We start from the raw sequence: 16,685 nt of genomic DNA, 5'->3' as shown, positions 1-16,685 counted from the left end.
GCCGCTGGCTCGACCCCGCCGACCGGATCCTGCTGTCCCTGTGGTGGCTGGAAACCGCCGGCATCCTCACCCGCGCCGAACTGGCCACAACACTGCACGTCAGCATCGCCCACGCCGGCGTCCGCATCCAACGCATGCGCCAACACCTCGACCTCAGCCGCGAACTCCTCGCCGCACTCGACGCCACACCCAGATGCACAGACCTCGACGACGTCATCGCCGACTGGGACGGCACACCCAGCACCCTGTGGCGCAAACGCATCGCCCGACACACCCGGACCTGCCAGACCTGCGCCCCCACCGCCGACGGGCTGATCAGCGCCGAACGACTACTACCCGGGTACGCGCTGCTACCCGTCCCGATCACACTCACCGCCAGCCTCACGGCCAAGACAGCCACCACCACCGCCACCGCCGCCGGGGGCGTCGGCGCGACCGTCAAGGCCGGACTGCTCACCCAACTCATCCAAGCCGTCACCGCACACCCGGTCGCAGCCACCGTCGCCGCCGCCCTCGCCACCGGCGCCGCCGTCACCGTGACCGCCCTACCCACCCCCACACCACCGTCACACGGCCTACAGGCAGCACCATCGACCGTAGCGACGGCCCGGGTACCACCCTCCACCACACCGGCGGCGACGACCGGGTCGGCGCCGAAGCCACCAGCCACCACCACCGCCGGCACGCCCTCGCCACGCACCGAGACCCTGACCCCGGGCCGGCCCGTGTCACTCGAATCCGCCGACCAGCAAGGACTGTTCGTCACCACCACCGACAGCCTCGGCGTCCTCGCGGCCGTCCGCCCCGACAGCAGCAGCCCCGCCCGACACCAGGCGACATTCACCGCACTCGCCGGGCTCGCCGACACCACCTGCTTCTCATTCCGCGCCGAAGACGGCCGATACCTCCGCCACTCCTCCTGGCGCTTCCAACTCCACCAGGACGAAGGCACACCCCTGTTCCGCGGCGACGCCACATTCTGCCCACACCCCGGCGCCACACCAGGCACGATCCTCCTCGAAGCACAGATCTACCCCGGCTGGTTCCTGCACCACCGCGGCGACGAACTCTGGGTCGACCAACCCGACGGCAGCGCCACATTCTGGACCGAGAGCTCATTCCGGATCCGCCCCGCGCTGGCCGGGTAGGGCGCCGGATCGTTGCACCGACCGCCGAATCCCGCATCTTGGTTGACTGCATACGTCATACGAGTTACGTTCTTCGGCGTCCGGAGCTCGGGCGGCCCACCGCACGGTTGGAGTTCGATGAAAGCCGTCGTCTACCGCAGGGCGCGCACCCTCGACATCGAGGAGCGACCTGAACAAGCGCCCCGCCACGGCGAGCTGAGCATCGCGATCGCCTACACCGGCATCTGCGGCACCGACCTGCACATCTACCACGGCGACATGGATGCCCGGGTCGGCGCCGAGGCGGTGATCGGACACGAGATGTCGGGACGGATCGCCGAGATCGGCCCAGGCGTCACGGGCTGGTCGGTCGGCCAGCCGGTGACGGTGATGCCGACCCGGTCGTGCGGCCGGTGCGCAGCGTGCCTGCGACAGCACTCCCACATCTGCCACGCCATGCAGTTCCTCGGCATCGACTCCCCGGGCGCCATGCAGTCGCGCTGGAACGTCCCGGCAGACCTGGTGCTCCCACTACCGGCGGACCTGCCGCTGATGCACGCGGCGCTCATCGAGCCGACGGCCGTCGCCGTCCACGACGTCCGGCGGGCGAACGTGGACATCGACGACCAGGTCGTCGTGACCGGCGGCGGGCCGGTCGGTGTGCTGATCGCCGCCGTCGCGCAACGCCGCGGCGCGCGGGTCGTGCTGGTCGAGCCGGACGCGTTCCGGCGCCAGGTCGCCGCCGAGCTCGACGTCGAGGCGTTCGATCCGGCGACGACCGATGTGGTGGCGCTGGTGAACGAACGCACCATGGGCGCGGGCGCCGACGTCGCCTTCGAGGTGTCCGGCTCCGCCGCCGGGGTCACGACCGCCGTCGACGTCCTGACCACCCGTGGCCGCCTGGTCATGGTGGCCATCCACCCGCAACCGCGCACCGTCAACCTGCACCGGTTCTTCTGGCGCGAGCTCGAACTGTTCGGCGCCCGCCTGTACCAGCGCGAGGACATGACCGAAGCAATCCGTCTCATCGCGACCGGCGAGGTCGCCGCGCACCGACTGATCTCCCGGGTCGGCCCGGTCGACACGGTCACCGAGGCCTTCGCCGCGTTGGAGTCCGGCGGCAGCGTCATGAAGGTCCTCATCGACTGGCAGGAGGGCGCGAGGTGACCACGATGTTCGACCTCTCCGGACGGACCGCCGTGGTGACCGGCGCCCGGCGGGGCATCGGCCTCGCCATGGCCGAGGCACTCGCCCAGGCCGGCGCCGACATCATCGGCGTCTCCGCGCAGCTCGAACCGTCCGGCAGCGACGTCGAACGCCGGGTCCACGCTGCCGGCCGCACGTTCACCGCCCTCACCGCCGACCTCGCCGACCGCGCCGCGGTGCGCCGGCTCGCCGCCGACCTCGCCGCCCTCGGCCCGATCGACATCCTGGTCAACAACGCCGGCACGATCGCGCGCGCCCCGGCGGCCGAACACTCCGACGAGTTCTGGGACCGCGTGATCGAGGTCAACCTGACCAGCCAGTTCCTGCTGAGCCGGGAGATCGGCCGCGGGATGATCGGTCGCGGCCGGGGGAAGATCATCTTCACGGCGTCGCTGCTGAGCTTCCAGGGCGGCATCAACGTCCCCGGATACACGGCCGCCAAGTCGGGTGTGGCCGGGCTGACCAAGGCCCTGGCCAACGAATGGGCCGCGCACGGCGTCAACGTCAACGCGATCGCGCCCGGTTACGTCGCCACGGACAACACCCAGGCGCTCCGGGACGACCCCGTGCGCCACCGGGCCATCCTCGAACGGATCCCGGCCGGCCGGTGGGGCAGGCCGGAGGACCTGGCCGGCGCCACGGTGTTCCTGGCCGCACCGGCGTCGGACTACGTCAACGGCGTCATCCTGCCCGTCGACGGCGGCTGGCTGGGCCGATGAGTGACAGCGCGCCACAGCTGCGACGGGAGATCGTCGACGCGCACCATCACCTCTGGGTCCGCGCCCGCCACCCGCAGCCCTGGATCAGTGCCGCGACCATGGCGGCGATCAACGCCGACTTCACCGTCGACGACCTGACGCCACTGGCCGCCGCGGCCGGCGTCACACAGACCGTCGTCGTGCAGACCATCTCCTCGGCGGCCGAGACCGTCGACCTGTTGCGCCTGACACGCACGACGGACCTCATCGGCGGCGTCGTCGGCTGGGTGGATCTCACGGCGGCCAACGTCGCCAGCCGCATCACCCGCCTCCAGGCGGGTGAAGGCGGAGACCGGCTCGTCGGTTTCCGCCACCTCGTCCAGGCCGAGCCCGACCCTGGTTTCCTCGACCGGCCCGACGTCCGACGCGGCGTCGCGGCGGTCGGCGCCGCCGGCCTCGTGTTCGACCTGGTCATCCGCCGCCATCAGCTGCCCGCGGCCGTGCGCCTCGCCCGTGACCTGCCCGGCGTGTCGTTCACGCTGGACCATCTCGGCAAGCCCGCGCAGCCCTCCTCGAAGCACGGCGGCTGGGCCCGGGACCTGCGGACGTTCGCCCAGTTGCCGAACACGACGGCGAAACTCTCCGGTCTGGCGACCGAGGCGGACTGGTCCGCGTGGACACCGGCAGAACTGCGCCCGGCCGTCGAGCACGCGCTCGACGTCTTCGGTCCGTCCCGGCTGATGTTCGGCTCGGACTGGCCGGTCTGCCTGCTCGCCACCTCCTACGAGCGCTGGATCGAGGTGCTCGCGGCACTGTTGCACCCGCTGAGCGAGGAGGACCAGGCGATGATCTGGGGTGAGACGGCACGCCGCGTCTACAAGCTGCGGCCGTCATGATGCGCAGGGCGCTCCCCCGCCGGCCCGCGATCAGCCTCACCGCGCTCGGCTTCGGCGCCGCGCAGGGCGGGAACCTGTACCGCGCGACCACCGACGAGGCATTCACCGCCGCGGTCGACACCGCCTGGGACGCCGGCATCCGCTACTTCGACACCGCCCCGCACTACGGCTTGGGGCTCTCCGAACGACGACTCGGCGCCGCCCTGCGGTCAAGGCCCCGCGACGACTACGTGGTCTCGACGAAGGTCGGCCGCCTCCTCGTCCCGTCGCCCGCGACGGCGCACCTGCGCGACCCGGGCGGGTTCGACGTCGCCGCGACCCACCGCCGGCAGTGGGACTTCAGCCGCGACGGTGTGCGCCGCTCGCTGGAGGCAAGCCTTACGCGCACCGGCCTCGACCGGATCGACATCGTGTACCTGCACGACCCGGACGACCACTGGCGGCAGGCCGCGACCGACGCGGTCCCCGCCCTGGTCGAACTGCGCGACCAGGGCGTCATCGGGGCCATCGGGGCGGGCATGAACCAGTCGGCGATGCTCACCCGGTTCGTCGAGGAGACCGACATCGACCTGGTGATGTGCGCCGGCCGGTACACCCTGCTCGAACAGGGCGCGTTGCACGACCTGCTGCCCGCCGCGCAGCACCGCGGCGCCGGTGTCGTGATCGCCGGCGTCTACAACTCGGGCCTGCTCGCCAGCGAACGACCACCGGCGGACGCGACCTACAACTACCAGCAGGCCTCCCCCGAGCTCATCGACCGCGCGAACCGCATCGCCGCGGTGTGTGAGGCGCACGGCGTCACATTGCCCGCGGCCGCGCTCGCCTTCGTCCGGTCGCATCCCGCCGTCGTCACGACGGTGGTCGGCATGCGCAACCAGGCCCAGGTCACCGAGACCCTGCACCGCTCGGACGCCACCGTCCCGGACGCGCTGTGGCCCGCCCTGCGGGCGGCCGGCCTGATCGGGTCGACCGCGAGCCGGTCGAACTGATCGCCCCGGCAGCCAGGACGCGTCACGCTCCAATGACGGCCGGGTGGCCGGGCCCGTCCACCCGGGCCCGGCCACCCCGGCCCGTCTACCGGCCCCAGAGGCGCCAGGTCTGGTTGAGCGGACTGCCCTGGCCGGCCGGGTTGCAGGTCCACTGGAGGATCAGTGCCCGCGCCGCGGTGGAGATCGCGGACACGTCCACGCACTTGCCGCTGTGCCGGGCCACGAGCTGGTAGTCGTGGGCGTCGTTGCCGGAGTACGTGACCTTGCGCAGCGTGAACTGCTGGTTCGTGCCGCCGGTGCAGGTCCACTGATGGACCGCGGCCCCGTCGGCGGTCGACACCCCGCTGACGTCCAGACACTTCCCGGACTGCTGGTTGACCATGGTGTACGTGTTCGCGACACCAGCCACCGGACGCAGGTTCCACAGCTGCTGGTCGCCGCCTTCGCAGTAGAACTGCTGCTGCCGGTTGCCGTCCGCGGTCGACAGGTTGGCGTTGTCCAGGCACTGCTGGGAGTGCTGCGCCACCGCGACCGTCTGGAAACCGGTGTCCGACGGCGGCAGCAGCGTGATGGTGTACGTGTCGTCGACGGCGGTGTGCGGCACGTTCACCGTCGTCGCGTTGCCGGACAGCGTCACCACGCTGTTCTGCACGGTCACCGGCCCCTGCACGGCGCCCCCGCCGTTGTACGGGATGCGCTGGACCAGGACCCGCACCTGGTTGTTCTGCACGATGCCGCTGGTGGTGTCGAGCCGCTGGAGGTTGACGGCGACGTTGCCGGTCGTGCCGCCACCGCCGACGAGCACCTTCGCGACACCGTTGGTCTTGGTGGCGTGGGCGTCATACGAACCGCTCGGCGTGACGGACGTGATCTGTCCCGTCTGCGAGCCGTAGAAGCGGTACACCCACCATTCGCCCTTCGGCAGATACTGCCCGGCGGAGTTGCGCACCAGCAGGCTGGCCAGGTCATTGTGCAGGTTGCCGCCACCGGCCCAGTTCGCGCGGAGCCCGTCCGCACCGGCCCGTTCGAGGCGGGCGATGTACCACGTTCCGTCGCCGGGGTTCTGTTCTTCGGGGGCGGCGTACTCGTTGATCTGATACGGCCGCGGGTGCGGGATGCCTCGCGCGTTGAGGGTCGTGTTGGCCGCTGCGACGTTCGCCACCGGGTCGCCCGGCAGGGAATGCCAGCTGATGATGTCGGGAACGACGTTGTTCGCCTTGATGAAGTCCAGGTACTGGTTCCACCACGCGTGGGAGGTCGAGGGCACGCAGGCGCAGCTGGGGCCGACGATGAGCTGGCCCGGCAGCTCGGCCCGGATGCGCTGGTAGGTGCGCCGCCACAGTTCGAAGTACTGCGACTGCGGGCGGTTCCAGAAGATGGAGATGTTCGGCTCGTTCCAGATGTCCCACTGGACCGTGAGGCCGGCCGCCCGCACGTCGCCGAACAGACGGGTCAGGAAGCTGTCGTAGTCGCTCCAGTTGCCGTTGTCGCCCGGATATCTGCTGATCGCGGATCCGTCGGCGCCCCACAGGTCGTGGGGCAGGATGATGAACGTGCCGCCGAGGGCGGTGGTACGCCGGGCCTGGGCCAGCGTGGCGTTCCAGCGGCGGTCGTAGCCGCCGTTGACCCAGCCGCCACCCGGCAGCTGCGCGCCGCCGGCCCGCATGTACTGGAACTTGACGTCCCGGAAGAAGTGGTCGGCCGGCCCTGCGGCGTTCTCGGGCATGCCGTAGATCCATCCGGACGCGCGGTACGTGGGTGTCCCGGTGGTCACGGAGAAGTTGACGCTGACGGACTCGTCGGCGGCGAGGGCCGGTTGGGCGAACGACACGGTGAGGGCGGCGGCGACGGACAGCGCGGCGGCGAGGATGCCGGACCGGCGCCATCGGCGGGCTCGTGGGATGTGCACGGACATCTCCTCAAGTTGTGGCGGGTTCGGTGAACGGGTCGACAGCGGGTCGCGACTCCAGAAGGCAGGGGCGGCTGCCGAGGCGATCGTCGAATCGATTCGTTCGAACGTAAGACAGACAACGACGAGTGTCAACGTTTGAAAAGGACCTGACCAGAGAATCGATTCGTCCTGGAGTCAGGAACCGCCGTCGTCTCCGACGGCGGTCCCGGACCGCGCGACGTGGGCGGCCGCGAGCATGAGGTAGGCGCTGGCGGTCCAGGTGTATGCCCGGTCGCGCAGGCCGGCACCGGTGCGGGCGTCGAAGTTCTCGGCGAACCCGGACCGCTCGCACAACGCGCGGAAGCGGGCGCTGATGTCGTCGGCGAGCGCGGTGTGTCCGGCGCGGCGCAGCCCGTCCTCGACGAGGACGGTGGACGGTGCCCAGATCGGGCCGCGCCAGTAGCCGTCCGCCTCGTACCGCGCCGAGGTGGGCAGTTCGGTGGCGGGCCCGAAGTCCGTCAGGTGGGCCCGGATCCGGTCAGCCAGCACACCACCGACGTGGGCGGGCAGATCGTCGCCGAGGATGACGGCCATGAGGTCCAGGAGACTGTCGCTGGTCCAGGTGGCACCGGAGGTCGGGCTGCGGGCGACGAACCGGTCGCCGGTCCACAGCAGGTTCATCATGGCGGCCCGGATCCGCTCGGCCGTCTCCGTCCACCGGGCGGCGTCGCCGTCGCGGCCGAGCAGCTCCGCGAGGTCGGCCAGCTCGCGCAGTTGCAGGACGAGGAAGGCCGCGAGATCGGCGCTCTGGACCAGCCGTTGCGGGTCGAAGGTGGTCGCGTTGTCCCAGCCGCTGTCGTTGCCGTGCTGGTAGTGCGCCAGGTGCTCGCCCGGGCGGCGGCGAGCGTCCAGCCAGAACGTGGTCCATCGCGCGAGGACCTGGTAGGTGGCGGTGAGCTCGCCGGTGTCCAGCTGCGGGAGCCGCCGGCGCAGCTGCCGCAGTGCCCAGCCGTGGATCGGCGGCTTCACGAAGTTGTAGAGCACCTCGGAGTGCGTGATCGAGTCGGGTAGGGCACCGGACTCGTCCTGGTGGTCGAACACGATGCGGAACTGGTGCCAGGCCAGGTCGGGAAGGCCGTCGGCGAGCGCGAGGGCGTTGAAGCAGTGGTCCCAGCTCCAGACCTTGTCCATCCAGTGCTTCGACATCAGCACCGCGGGCCGGGTGACGAACCCGGCCGGGCGGACCGAGGCCGACCACAGCACGTAGGCGGCCAGCTCGGCGGCCGGGGTCCGGGCCGAGCGCCACGGCGCCACCGCCTCGACGAAAGCGGTGAACTCGCCCTCGGCGGCCTTGACGACCTCGTCGAACGTGCGCCCGGGGCGGTAGGACGGCCGGGCGCTGTCGAACTCCTCGATCGCGAGCTCCCACGGCTGGTCGCCGTCGGCGGTGACGCCACGCTCGCCGGTGCCCAGCGCCTCCGCGCCAACGGCGGTGACGCGCCCGGTCAGGACGGTCACCCGGTAGCGGCGGCCGGTGCCGTAGTCGGTGAACACGTATGCGTCGTCGACCGGGTCGCGGTAGAAGTACGTGCCGCTGAAGGGCGTCAGGGTCGCATGGGCGGCACGGATCGCCGCGCCGAGCCCCTGGCCGCGCAGTCGCACCGTGTCGGCGGACTCGTAGGCCAGCTCGATCCGGCCTTCCGTCCCGTCCCAGGTGAGCAGGGCGGGGGTGGCCGACACCACCGCCTCGACCGGCGCCCCGGCCCGCATCGGGACGAATCGGAGCACTGCGTGCAGGCCCGACTGGTGCGACACCAGGTGCAGGTGCTCGGCATGGGTCTTCTCGGCGACGACCGGCGAGATACCGAACCAGGAGCCCGCGTAACTGAACGGGATGTCCTGCACGGAGAAGACGGGGCCAATCGGGACGGTCATGCGGGAGCTCGCTTTCTGCAGAAGCGTGACGACCGGAGTCAGTCCTTGACCGCGCCGGCGGTGACGCCTGCGGCGACGTACCGTTGCGCGATCACCAGGAGCACGGCGGCCGGGACCGAGGCGACGACGGCGGTGGCCATGATCGCGTTCCACTGCTGGTTGTTGTTGCCGATGTAGTGGTAGATGCCGAGCGTGATCGGGCGCAGCCGACCGCCGCCGTCAAGGGTGCTGGCGAAGATGAAGTCGGACCAGGCCCACAGGAACGCGAACAGGGAGACCGTCACCACGGCGTTGCCGCTGACCGGGAGCACGATCGACCAGAAGGTGCGCAGCGGGCCGGCGCCGTCGGTGCGCGCCGCCTGGAGCAGTTCGTCGGGGATGCCGGACATGAACGCGGTGAAGACCAGCACCGCGAAGGGAACGGCGATCGTGGAGTCCGCGAGGATCAAGCCCGGCCAGCTGTTGAGCACGCCGAGGCCGAGGTAGACGGCGTAGAAGCCCATCGCCATGATGATGCCAGGGATCATCTGCGCGACCAGCAGCACGAAGGACAGCACGCCGCCGCCGCGTGGCCGCAGCTTCGCCAGGGCATAGGCGGCGGGCGCCGCCAGCACGACGGTCAGGATCACCGTGCCGGCACTGACCAGCAGGCTGGTGCCGAGGTAGGGCAACTGCTGCTGCAGGACCGCGCGGTAGCCGTCGAACGTCACGTCGAGCGGGAACAGCTCCGGTGGGCTCTTGCGCATGTCCTGCTCGCGGGTCAGCGACACCTTGACCATCCAGTACACCGGAAAGAGCAGCACCGCCGTGAGCACCAGGCCGACACAGGTCCGCGACCAGCTCCGCCACCGGCTCAACCGCCGGTGCACGCCGCCACCTCCGCTTCGCTCCGGACCGCTCATGCCGCCACCTGCCGGCGCTGGATCCGGATGTAGAGCAGGCCGAACGCGAGGGCCATGAGAATGAGCAGGTTGCCCACGGCAGCGCCGGGGCCGAACTCGGGCAGCAGGTTGCCGAACCCGAGGCGGTAGGACCAGGTGGCGAACGTGGTCGAGGAGTCCACCGGCCCACCCTTCGTCATGATCCAGATGAGGTCGAAGACCTTGAGCGTGTAGACGAGACCGAGCAGCAGGGTGATCGCGGAGACCGGGCGCAGCAACGGGAAGGTGATGCGCCAGAACTGCTGGGCGCCGCCGGCGCCGTCGAGGGCGGCCGCCTCGTAGACCTCGCCCGGGATGACCTGCAGGCCGCTGTACAGCACGACGAGGTTGAACGGGATGCCGATCCAGACGTTGGCGATGATGACGGACACCAGCGCCCAGTCCGGCGCGGTGAGCCAGTTGACCGGGTCGATGCCGACCCAGCCGAGGGCACTGTTGACGATGCCGGCGTCGCTGTTGAGCATCCACGACCACGTCGACGCCGAGACGATGAGCGGCAGCAGCCATGGCACCAGGAACAGCGCGCGCAGCGTGCCGGACAGCGGGAAATGCCGGTTGAAGAACACCGCAAGGGCGAGGCCGATGGCGAACTGGAAGAACAGCGACACCACCGTGAAGACGACGGTGTGGGCCAACGCCGGCGCGAACGTCGGGTCGTCCAGCACGGTGCGGTAGTTGTCCAGGCCGCTGAACGGTGCGCCGCCCTGCACGAAGGAGCGCACCGTGTAGTGGCGCAGGCTCAGGTCGATGTTGCGGTACAGCGGGTAGGCGTAGAAGGCGACGAGGTAGACGACCACCGGCGCCAGGAACGCCCACGGCGCCCATCGGGCCGGGCCCATCCCCCGCCGCGCGGCCGGCAGGGGGACCCGCGGCGGGACGGCCGACGCCGTCCCGCCCGCGTCCCGCCCGGCCGGCGGTGTGCTCGTGGCCTGTGGCGTGCGATGCATGACGTGCGTCGACCTACCTGGTCGCCGCTGCGGCAGTGGACTGCGCCGCGGCGAGGGCATCGGCCGGCGACTTCGACCCGCTGAGGGCCGCCTGGAACGCGGTCCACAGCGGCTGCGAGATCTTCGGGTACTTGGTGCCGAGGTCATCGCTGGTGCGTCCCTTGGCGGCCTTCACCGCTTCGACCCACACCTTCAGCTCGGGGCTGTCCGCGGTCTGCTTGTCCTGCACCGCCGTGGTCGGCGCAATGTAGGACAGGGTCGTGACGGTGGTGTAGGAGTTGTCGGTGTTGGTCAGGCACTGCACCAGCTTCTTGCTGGTCTCGTAGCGGCCGGTGTCCTTCTGCACGGGGATGCTGACGAACTCCCCGCCGGTCGGTGCGGCGGCCGTGCCGCCCTTCGCGGCCGGGACCGGGATGATGCCGTAGTCGAAGCCCGCCTTCTTGGCGTTGGCCAGCTGCCAGGTCCCGTTCTCGGCGAACGCGTACTCGCCGGTGGCGAACTCCTGCCAGCTCGTGGTCTGGGTGTTGTTGATGACGGAGTTGGGCGCGAAGCCCTGCTTGAGCCAGTCGGTCCACAGCGTCAGCGCCGACAGCGCCTCCGGCGAGTCGAGCTTGCGCAGGTTCGCGCCCGATCCCCAGTACCACGGCAGGAACTGGAAACTGCCCTCCTCGGTGCCGATCGCGGAGAAGGTGATGCCCTTCTTGCCTGCGGCCTTCACCTTGCCCAGTGCCGCGGTCAACGACGGCCAGTCCTTGACGGTGGCGATGTCGACGCCGGCCGCCTGCAGGACCGCCTTGTTGTAGTACAGCGCAAGCGTGTTCGCGCCGATCGGCACCCCGTACGCCTTACCGGCGACCGTCCCGGCGGCGATGAGGTTCGGCTCGATCGCGCTGGTGTCGAGCTTGTTCTCGGCCGTGGTGGTGAGCACGCCGGCCTCGGCCATCGTGCTGACCACCGGGTTGTCGACGATGAGCACGTCCGGCGAGTTGCCCTGCTGCGCGGCGAGCAGCGCCTTGTTGGTCAGGTCGCTGGTGTCGTAGCCGGTGCGTTTGACGGTCACGCCGGCATCGGTGCCGCACTTGGTCAACAACTTCACCCAGGCGGAGCTGTCGTCGTACTGCGGGTAGGGGTCCCACATGGTGAACGTGCCGCTGCCGGTGGAGCCGTTGCCGCCGTCGTCCGAGGAGGCACAGCCGGTGACGCCGACAGTGATGGCACATGAGAGCAGGACGGCGCCGAAGACACGGCGCCCGCTGGTGAACATACGCATGGCGGCCCTCTGGGAAGTGGGATGTCCGGCTGTCGCCGGCCGTGGTGGAGTGGGCGGTTTCCGGACCGTCGCACCCGGCGCGGGTGCAGCGCCGAGCGGCGGGTGGACCGGGGGTGTGACGGTCCCGCACGAGCGCCGACCGGTTGCGTTCCGTGCTGCCACGGCCGGCGCGTCGCACCATGATGCGAATCGGTTCGACAAAACATAAGCGCGCTGTCGCGCGTTGGTCAAGCATCTGTGCGAATCGGTTCGACGGTTCTGCGACCGTCCTCAGATGACTCAGGTAGGGTCGTCGAACTGCCGTGTCATCGCGACACTCGGGCCGGTCGGTGGGGAGCGGAATGAACATCGGAGAGATCGCCCGTCGGGCGGGCGTGTCCCGCAGCACGGTGTCCTACTCGCTCACGGGCAAACGTCCGGTGTCCGAGGAGACCCGCCGGCGCATCCAGGCGGTCATCGACGAGCTGGGGTACCGCCCGAACGCCAGCGCCCGCGCGCTGAAGGAAGGCCGGACCCGCACCCTCGGACTGGTCATCCCCCCGGCCAGGCAGCGGCTCACCGACATGCAACTGGGGTTCGTGGCCAGCGTGGTCGAGGCCGCCGCGCGGGCCGATTTCGACGTCCTGCTGTCACCGTCCGGCGGCGACCATGAGCGCTCGTTCGAGCGGATCGTCACCGGCCGCCGGGTCGACGGCGTCATCCTGATGGAGATCCGGCTCGAGGACGACCGGGTGACCCGGTTGCAGCACACCGGCCTGCCGTTCGTCACCATCGGCCGCACCGGTGAGGCCCAGGACATGTGGTGGGTCGACGTCGACTACGCCGCCCTCGTGGCGCGCTGCGTCCATCATCTGGCCGACCTCGGCCATCGCCACGTCGCCCTCGTCAACCGCTCCGCCGAACTGGTCGCGGCCGGATACGGCCCCGGCCACCGCGCGCTGGCCGGGTTCACCGAGGCGGCCACCCAGCGGAACCTGACCACGGTCGACGTCTGCTGCGCCGACGACGCGCCGGCCGGAGAATCCTGCGTCGAAGGACTCCGCGACGACCACCCCGAGGTCACCGCGTTGGTCACCATCAACGAGGCCGCACTGCCGGGTATCCAGCGCGGCCTCGAACGCGCCGGCCTGCTCGTGCCGCGCGATTTCTCGGTCACCGGCGTCGCCGCCCGGCACTGGGCCGAGGACTTCCGGCCGCCCATGACGGCCGCCGACATCCCCACCCACGACATGGGCGCGCACGCCGTCGAGTTGTTGCTCGAGCGCCTTGCCACACCCGAGGCGCATCCCCGGCACGTGCTGCACGCCCCGCCCATCTCGTTGCGGAACACCACTGGACCGGCACCCGCCAGATAGCCGCACCCGGCACGTGACCGGCAGCGCCGGGCGGCCCCGGCCGGCGGTGTGCCCGCCGGCCGGGGCTTCCGGTCGTGGTGGTCCGCCGTCGACGGATGGCGCCGACAGCGGACCCTGGGATCAGCGGTAGCCGGCCGCCACGATGTTGGCCTGCACCGCGTTCTCCGTCGCGTCGGACGGGTAGCCCGACACCATGGCGCCCTCGTAGAACGTGCCGGCGCTCTGGTTCGCGCCGCCGTCGGGCTTGCAGCAGTCGCCGCCGCTGCCCAGCACGATCGCGCCCTGCTTCTTCATCGGGCTGTAGCCGTTCGGCAGGGCGCCGTCGTACAGGGTGAACAAGCTGCCCGACTGCGCGTTGCTGCCCTTCATGGCGTAGCGCGACGTCCCGTTGTTCTTCAGCGTCGCCGTGACGAACTTGCTGGTGAACGCCCGCTGGTTCGGGTTCCAGGCGCTGCTGCCGCCGGGGAAGAGCCCCCATTCCAGGTCCGCCTGGACCCAGGGGCCGGAGCCGGAGCAGCCGCCGAACCAGCAGCTCGTGCCGAAGTAGATCGCGTCCATGGCACCGGCGGCGTCGGCCTTGCGGGTCGTCTCGCTGTTGCCGTAGTCGAAGCAGCAGCCGCTGTTGACGTGGGTGCCGCTCGTCACCATGTACATGCCTTCGGGTGCGCTGCCGGTCGGCACACCGGTCAGGTGACCGTCGCGCCAGTAGCTGTTGCCGGGGTTGATGTAGAGCGAGTAGGCCTTGCCGCCGCCGACCGTCAGCGACTCGGTGGTCGCCCGGGCCGGGCTGCTCTGCGGTGAGCCGGGGACCGCACTCGATCCCTGGTACCACAGGTCGTTCCCGCGCCCGGACTGGTCGAACAGGACCGTGATGACACAGGTGGTGCCCGCGCAGAACGTGTCCTGTGCCGCCGCGTTCGCGACGCCACCCGCGGCGAGGACGCCGATGTTCCTGGTGGTGTTGTCCGACGATCGCCGCACCTGGTAGAGGTTGCCGCCGTAGGCGCTGAAGAGCGCCCGCACCGTGCTGTGTGCGGCGACGCACGGCGTGCCGCCCGCGGCGTAGAGGTCACACGGGCCGCCGGTGCCACCCGACGGCGGCGCCGTCAGGGTCCACTGCTGATTGGTCTGGCCGGCGCACGCATACAGGATGATCTTCGTGCCGTTCGCGGTGCCGCGGCCCGTGGCGTCGAGGCACAGGTTCGACTGCACGCCGGTGATCGAGCCGTTGGTGTTGACGTTCCACTGCTGGTTGGCCTGACCGTTGCAGTCCCAGATGATCACCGGGGTGTTGTTGGTGGTGCCCCGGCCGCTCGCGTCGAGGCATTTGCCGCCTGCCACGGTCAGCTGTTTGGACGCGGTGTAGGTCCACGACTGCCCGGCCGCGCCGTTGCAGTCCCACAGCTGGACCTGGGTGCCGTTGGTGGTGCTCGAGTTCGGCACGTCGAGGCAGCGCCCGGAGCCGGCCCCGATCACCTGTTGGGCGGTGTCGGCGGCCAGGGCGGCGCGGCCCAGTATCACCACGATGGCGCCGGCGGCGACGAGCACGACGACGAGCGCCGCGATCGCGAGCCGGGTGCGGGAGCGGGGAAATGGGTGGGGACGGCGCGAGCGTGGAAGCGCTGCGGCGGTCATGGTGCCTCCTTCATCCGGCGTGGCCCGGCGGGCGGCCGCGCGGGACACGGGCGGATCTGTCGGGATCATCGACGCCATGGGCGGCATGACGTCGTGGTGCGGGCCCATCAGCGCCGGGTCCAGCGCTGGTTCGCGGCGGAGGTGCAGGTCCACAGGATCACCGTGCTGCCGTTGGCCGTGGCGGCGCGGTTGACGTCCAGGCACAGCCCGGACTGGGTGTTGCGGATCGTGCCGTCCGCGTTGAGACTCCACTGCTGGTTCGCCGCGCCGGTGCAGTCCCACAGCTGTGCCTTGACGCCGGCCGTCGCGTTCAGCGGGGCGTCCAGGCACTTGCCGAGCGACCGGATCGTCTGACCGGTCACGGTCCACTGCTGGTTGGCGCCGCCGTGACAGTCCCAGATGGCCGGCTGGGTGCCGTTGGCCGAGTTGCTCCCGGGCACGTCGAGGCACCGCCCGGACGCGACGCCGACCAGCGTGGTGGCGCCCGACGGCGTGGTGCTGCCGGACGGCGTGGGCGTCGGCGTGGTGCCGCCGTCCAGGCCGAGGAAGGCGATGGCGTACGCGAGCTGACCGGTCATCGGCAGCTGGTGCCCGACCCCGGCGATGCTGATGCCCTCGACGGTTGCCTGGGTGGTGGTGCTGCCGTAGCGGGTGCGGGTCCAGCTGGACTGCGGATGGTCGGTGAACCCGGGCGTCTGGCCCAACCCGTTGAGGTTGGTCCACTGCTTGATCTGCTCACCGAAGTTCGGGTAGGCGAGGGTGGTGTCGGTGGTGCCGTGCCACAGCTGCATGCGCGGGTAGCGGCCGGTGTAGCCGGGGTACATGGCGCGGGCCAGGTCGCCCCACTGCTGTGCGGTGCGGCTGATGGAGCCGCCGGAGCACTGGCTGTTCCAGAGCGAGCCGTTCGTGGTGGCGAAGCAGCCGGCGGGGACGCCGGAGAACGCGGACGCGGCACTGAAGACGTCGGGGTACTGCGCGGCCAGGACGTTGGTCATCATGGCGCCGGAGGAGAAGCCGGACACCACGATCCGGGACGCGTCGATCGGGTGGTTCGCGCGGGCGTAGGCGACCATCGACATGATGCCGGTGGAGTCCCCGCCGCCGTTGCGCTGCAACGCGGCCGGGGTCGACACGTCGAAGCAGTTGCCGCTGCGGGTGGCCTCGGGCAGCACGATGATGAAGCCGTAGCGGTCGGCCGCGCTGACGTAGTCGTGGCCGTTGCCGTTGAAGATGCCGCCCGCCGAGCCGCCGCAGTAGTGCACCAGGACCAGCAGGGCGGGCCGGGGCGCGACCGCGGTCGGCACGTAGATGTACATGTTGAGGCCGGTCGGGTTGTTGCCGAAGCTGGTGACCCGGGTCAGCCCGGCGGCCGATGCGGGTCGCATCGACACCAGCACCACGGCGGCCATGAGGGTGAGCGCCACGGCGAGCAGCAGCGCCCGCAGTTTGCCTTGCATGAGGCCTCCTTCTGAGGGAAGTGGCGTCGAACTCAGGCGAGCGGCCCGGCGGTGTGAGCGCTCACCTGCATCGCAGGCGGATAGGGCGGATCTGTGCCAGGATTACGGAACAATGCACCGTCGTGGCAGCGACGGATGCGTGCGGCAGAGCGTGCCATATTTGCACGGCAATACCGTGATACCAGTCGACGGGAGTGACCGCCGCCCGTGCGGCGCGAACGGCGGTCACCGCGTCAGCCCAGGAGTGTTGTTCCTGGACTCAACCACTGCTGGGGCCCCAGAGCAGGACGTACGCTACTGTCGTAATACGTCACATGTCAATGCCGCACATCAATTCC

13 protein-coding genes are annotated in these 16,685 nt (G+C 70.4%); 6 read left to right on the top strand and 7 right to left on the bottom strand.

Features of this window, described 5'->3' with window-relative positions; all coding sequences use genetic code 11:
* From AB0K00_RS48750 to AB0K00_RS48730, 5 genes are all read left to right on the top strand, one after another.
* Positions 1 to 1,148, top strand: a 1,148-nt coding sequence (locus AB0K00_RS48750; RefSeq protein ID WP_363537036.1) for an AbfB domain-containing protein, incomplete at its 5' end; no start/stop codon positions are given.
* Positions 1,149 to 1,265: 117 nt separating this feature from the next.
* Positions 1,266 to 2,294, top strand: a complete 1,029-nt coding sequence (locus AB0K00_RS48745; protein WP_363537033.1) for an alcohol dehydrogenase catalytic domain-containing protein — start codon at positions 1,266 to 1,268, stop codon at positions 2,292 to 2,294.
* Positions 2,295 to 2,299: 5 nt separating this feature from the next.
* Positions 2,300 to 3,052 (top strand): 2-dehydro-3-deoxy-D-gluconate 5-dehydrogenase KduD, encoded by a 753-nt coding sequence (gene kduD, locus AB0K00_RS48740; RefSeq protein WP_363537030.1) that lies wholly within the window; start codon positions 2,300 to 2,302, stop codon positions 3,050 to 3,052.
* The gene (locus AB0K00_RS48735) at positions 3,049 to 3,927 is read left to right on the top strand and encodes an amidohydrolase family protein (RefSeq protein ID WP_363537027.1); all 879 of its coding nucleotides are present in this window, start codon (positions 3,049 to 3,051) and stop codon (positions 3,925 to 3,927) included. The genes kduD and AB0K00_RS48735 overlap by 4 nt, the downstream gene beginning before the upstream one ends.
* A complete protein-coding gene (locus AB0K00_RS48730) occupies positions 3,924 to 4,916 on the top strand; it encodes an aldo/keto reductase (RefSeq protein WP_363537024.1) in 993 nt (330 codons plus the stop codon). Before AB0K00_RS48735 ends, AB0K00_RS48730 begins: the two co-directional genes overlap by 4 nt.
* 85 nt (positions 4,917 to 5,001) lie before the next feature.
* On the opposite strand, the gene AB0K00_RS48725 is transcribed toward AB0K00_RS48730, so the two are convergent.
* From AB0K00_RS48725 to AB0K00_RS48705, 5 genes are all read right to left on the bottom strand, one after another.
* Positions 5,002 to 6,825 (bottom strand): RICIN domain-containing protein, encoded by a 1,824-nt coding sequence (locus tag AB0K00_RS48725; protein WP_363537021.1) that lies wholly within the window; start codon positions 6,823 to 6,825, stop codon positions 5,002 to 5,004.
* A 177-nt stretch (positions 6,826 to 7,002) separates the two neighbouring features.
* A complete protein-coding gene (locus tag AB0K00_RS48720) occupies positions 7,003 to 8,742 on the bottom strand; it encodes a trehalase family glycosidase (RefSeq protein WP_363537019.1) in 1,740 nt (579 codons plus the stop codon).
* A gap of 38 nt (positions 8,743 to 8,780) precedes the next feature.
* Complete coding sequence (locus AB0K00_RS48715) at positions 8,781 to 9,521, bottom strand: carbohydrate ABC transporter permease (RefSeq protein WP_363537042.1); 741 nt, start codon at positions 9,519 to 9,521, stop codon at positions 8,781 to 8,783.
* A 119-nt stretch (positions 9,522 to 9,640) separates the two neighbouring features.
* A complete protein-coding gene (locus tag AB0K00_RS48710) occupies positions 9,641 to 10,522 on the bottom strand; it encodes a sugar ABC transporter permease (RefSeq protein ID WP_363537039.1) in 882 nt (293 codons plus the stop codon).
* Between the two features lie 121 nt (positions 10,523 to 10,643).
* On the bottom strand, positions 10,644 to 11,900 hold the full coding sequence (locus AB0K00_RS48705; RefSeq protein ID WP_363537016.1) for an extracellular solute-binding protein: 1,257 nt from the start codon (positions 11,898 to 11,900) through the stop codon (positions 10,644 to 10,646).
* A gap of 341 nt (positions 11,901 to 12,241) precedes the next feature.
* Between AB0K00_RS48705 and AB0K00_RS48700 the strand changes: the two genes are divergently transcribed.
* Positions 12,242 to 13,255 (top strand): LacI family DNA-binding transcriptional regulator, encoded by a 1,014-nt coding sequence (locus AB0K00_RS48700; protein ID WP_363537014.1) that lies wholly within the window; start codon positions 12,242 to 12,244, stop codon positions 13,253 to 13,255.
* A 120-nt stretch (positions 13,256 to 13,375) separates the two neighbouring features.
* Here AB0K00_RS48700 and AB0K00_RS48695 read toward each other — a convergent pair whose 3' ends face one another.
* Both AB0K00_RS48695 and AB0K00_RS48690 read right to left on the bottom strand, forming a co-directional pair.
* Positions 13,376 to 15,043, bottom strand: coding sequence for an arabinofuranosidase catalytic domain-containing protein (locus AB0K00_RS48695; protein WP_363537011.1), 1,668 nt, complete (start codon positions 15,041 to 15,043; stop codon positions 13,376 to 13,378).
* On the bottom strand, positions 14,998 to 16,347 hold the full coding sequence (locus AB0K00_RS48690) for a PHB depolymerase family esterase (RefSeq protein WP_363537008.1): 1,350 nt from the start codon (positions 16,345 to 16,347) through the stop codon (positions 14,998 to 15,000). Before AB0K00_RS48690 ends, AB0K00_RS48695 begins: the two co-directional genes overlap by 46 nt.
* Between the last annotated feature and the right edge of the window lie 338 nt (positions 16,348 to 16,685).

It is taken from the genome of Dactylosporangium sp. NPDC049525 (genome assembly GCF_040676755.1).
GTDB lineage: Bacteria > Actinomycetota > Actinomycetes > Mycobacteriales > Micromonosporaceae > Dactylosporangium.
This window is presented reverse-complemented; position numbering and strand designations above follow the sequence as displayed.

Coding starts and splice junctions, on each gene's coding strand:
- AB0K00_RS48745 (WP_363537033.1), top strand. CDS start 1,266: ATGAAAGCCGTCGTCTACCGCAGGGCGCGCACCCTCGACATCGAGGAG.
- kduD (WP_363537030.1), top strand. CDS start 2,300: ATGTTCGACCTCTCCGGACGGACCGCCGTGGTGACCGGCGCCCGGCGG.
- AB0K00_RS48735 (WP_363537027.1), top strand. CDS start 3,049: ATGAGTGACAGCGCGCCACAGCTGCGACGGGAGATCGTCGACGCGCAC.
- AB0K00_RS48730 (WP_363537024.1), top strand. CDS start 3,924: ATGATGCGCAGGGCGCTCCCCCGCCGGCCCGCGATCAGCCTCACCGCG.
- AB0K00_RS48720 (WP_363537019.1), bottom strand. CDS start 8,742: ATGACCGTCCCGATTGGCCCCGTCTTCTCCGTGCAGGACATCCCGTTC.
- AB0K00_RS48715 (WP_363537042.1), bottom strand. CDS start 9,521: ATGGTCAAGGTGTCGCTGACCCGCGAGCAGGACATGCGCAAGAGCCCA.
- AB0K00_RS48710 (WP_363537039.1), bottom strand. CDS start 10,522: ATGGGCCCGGCCCGATGGGCGCCGTGGGCGTTCCTGGCGCCGGTGGTC.
- AB0K00_RS48705 (WP_363537016.1), bottom strand. CDS start 11,900: ATGCGTATGTTCACCAGCGGGCGCCGTGTCTTCGGCGCCGTCCTGCTC.
- AB0K00_RS48700 (WP_363537014.1), top strand. CDS start 12,242: ATGAACATCGGAGAGATCGCCCGTCGGGCGGGCGTGTCCCGCAGCACG.
- AB0K00_RS48690 (WP_363537008.1), bottom strand. CDS start 16,347: ATGCAAGGCAAACTGCGGGCGCTGCTGCTCGCCGTGGCGCTCACCCTC.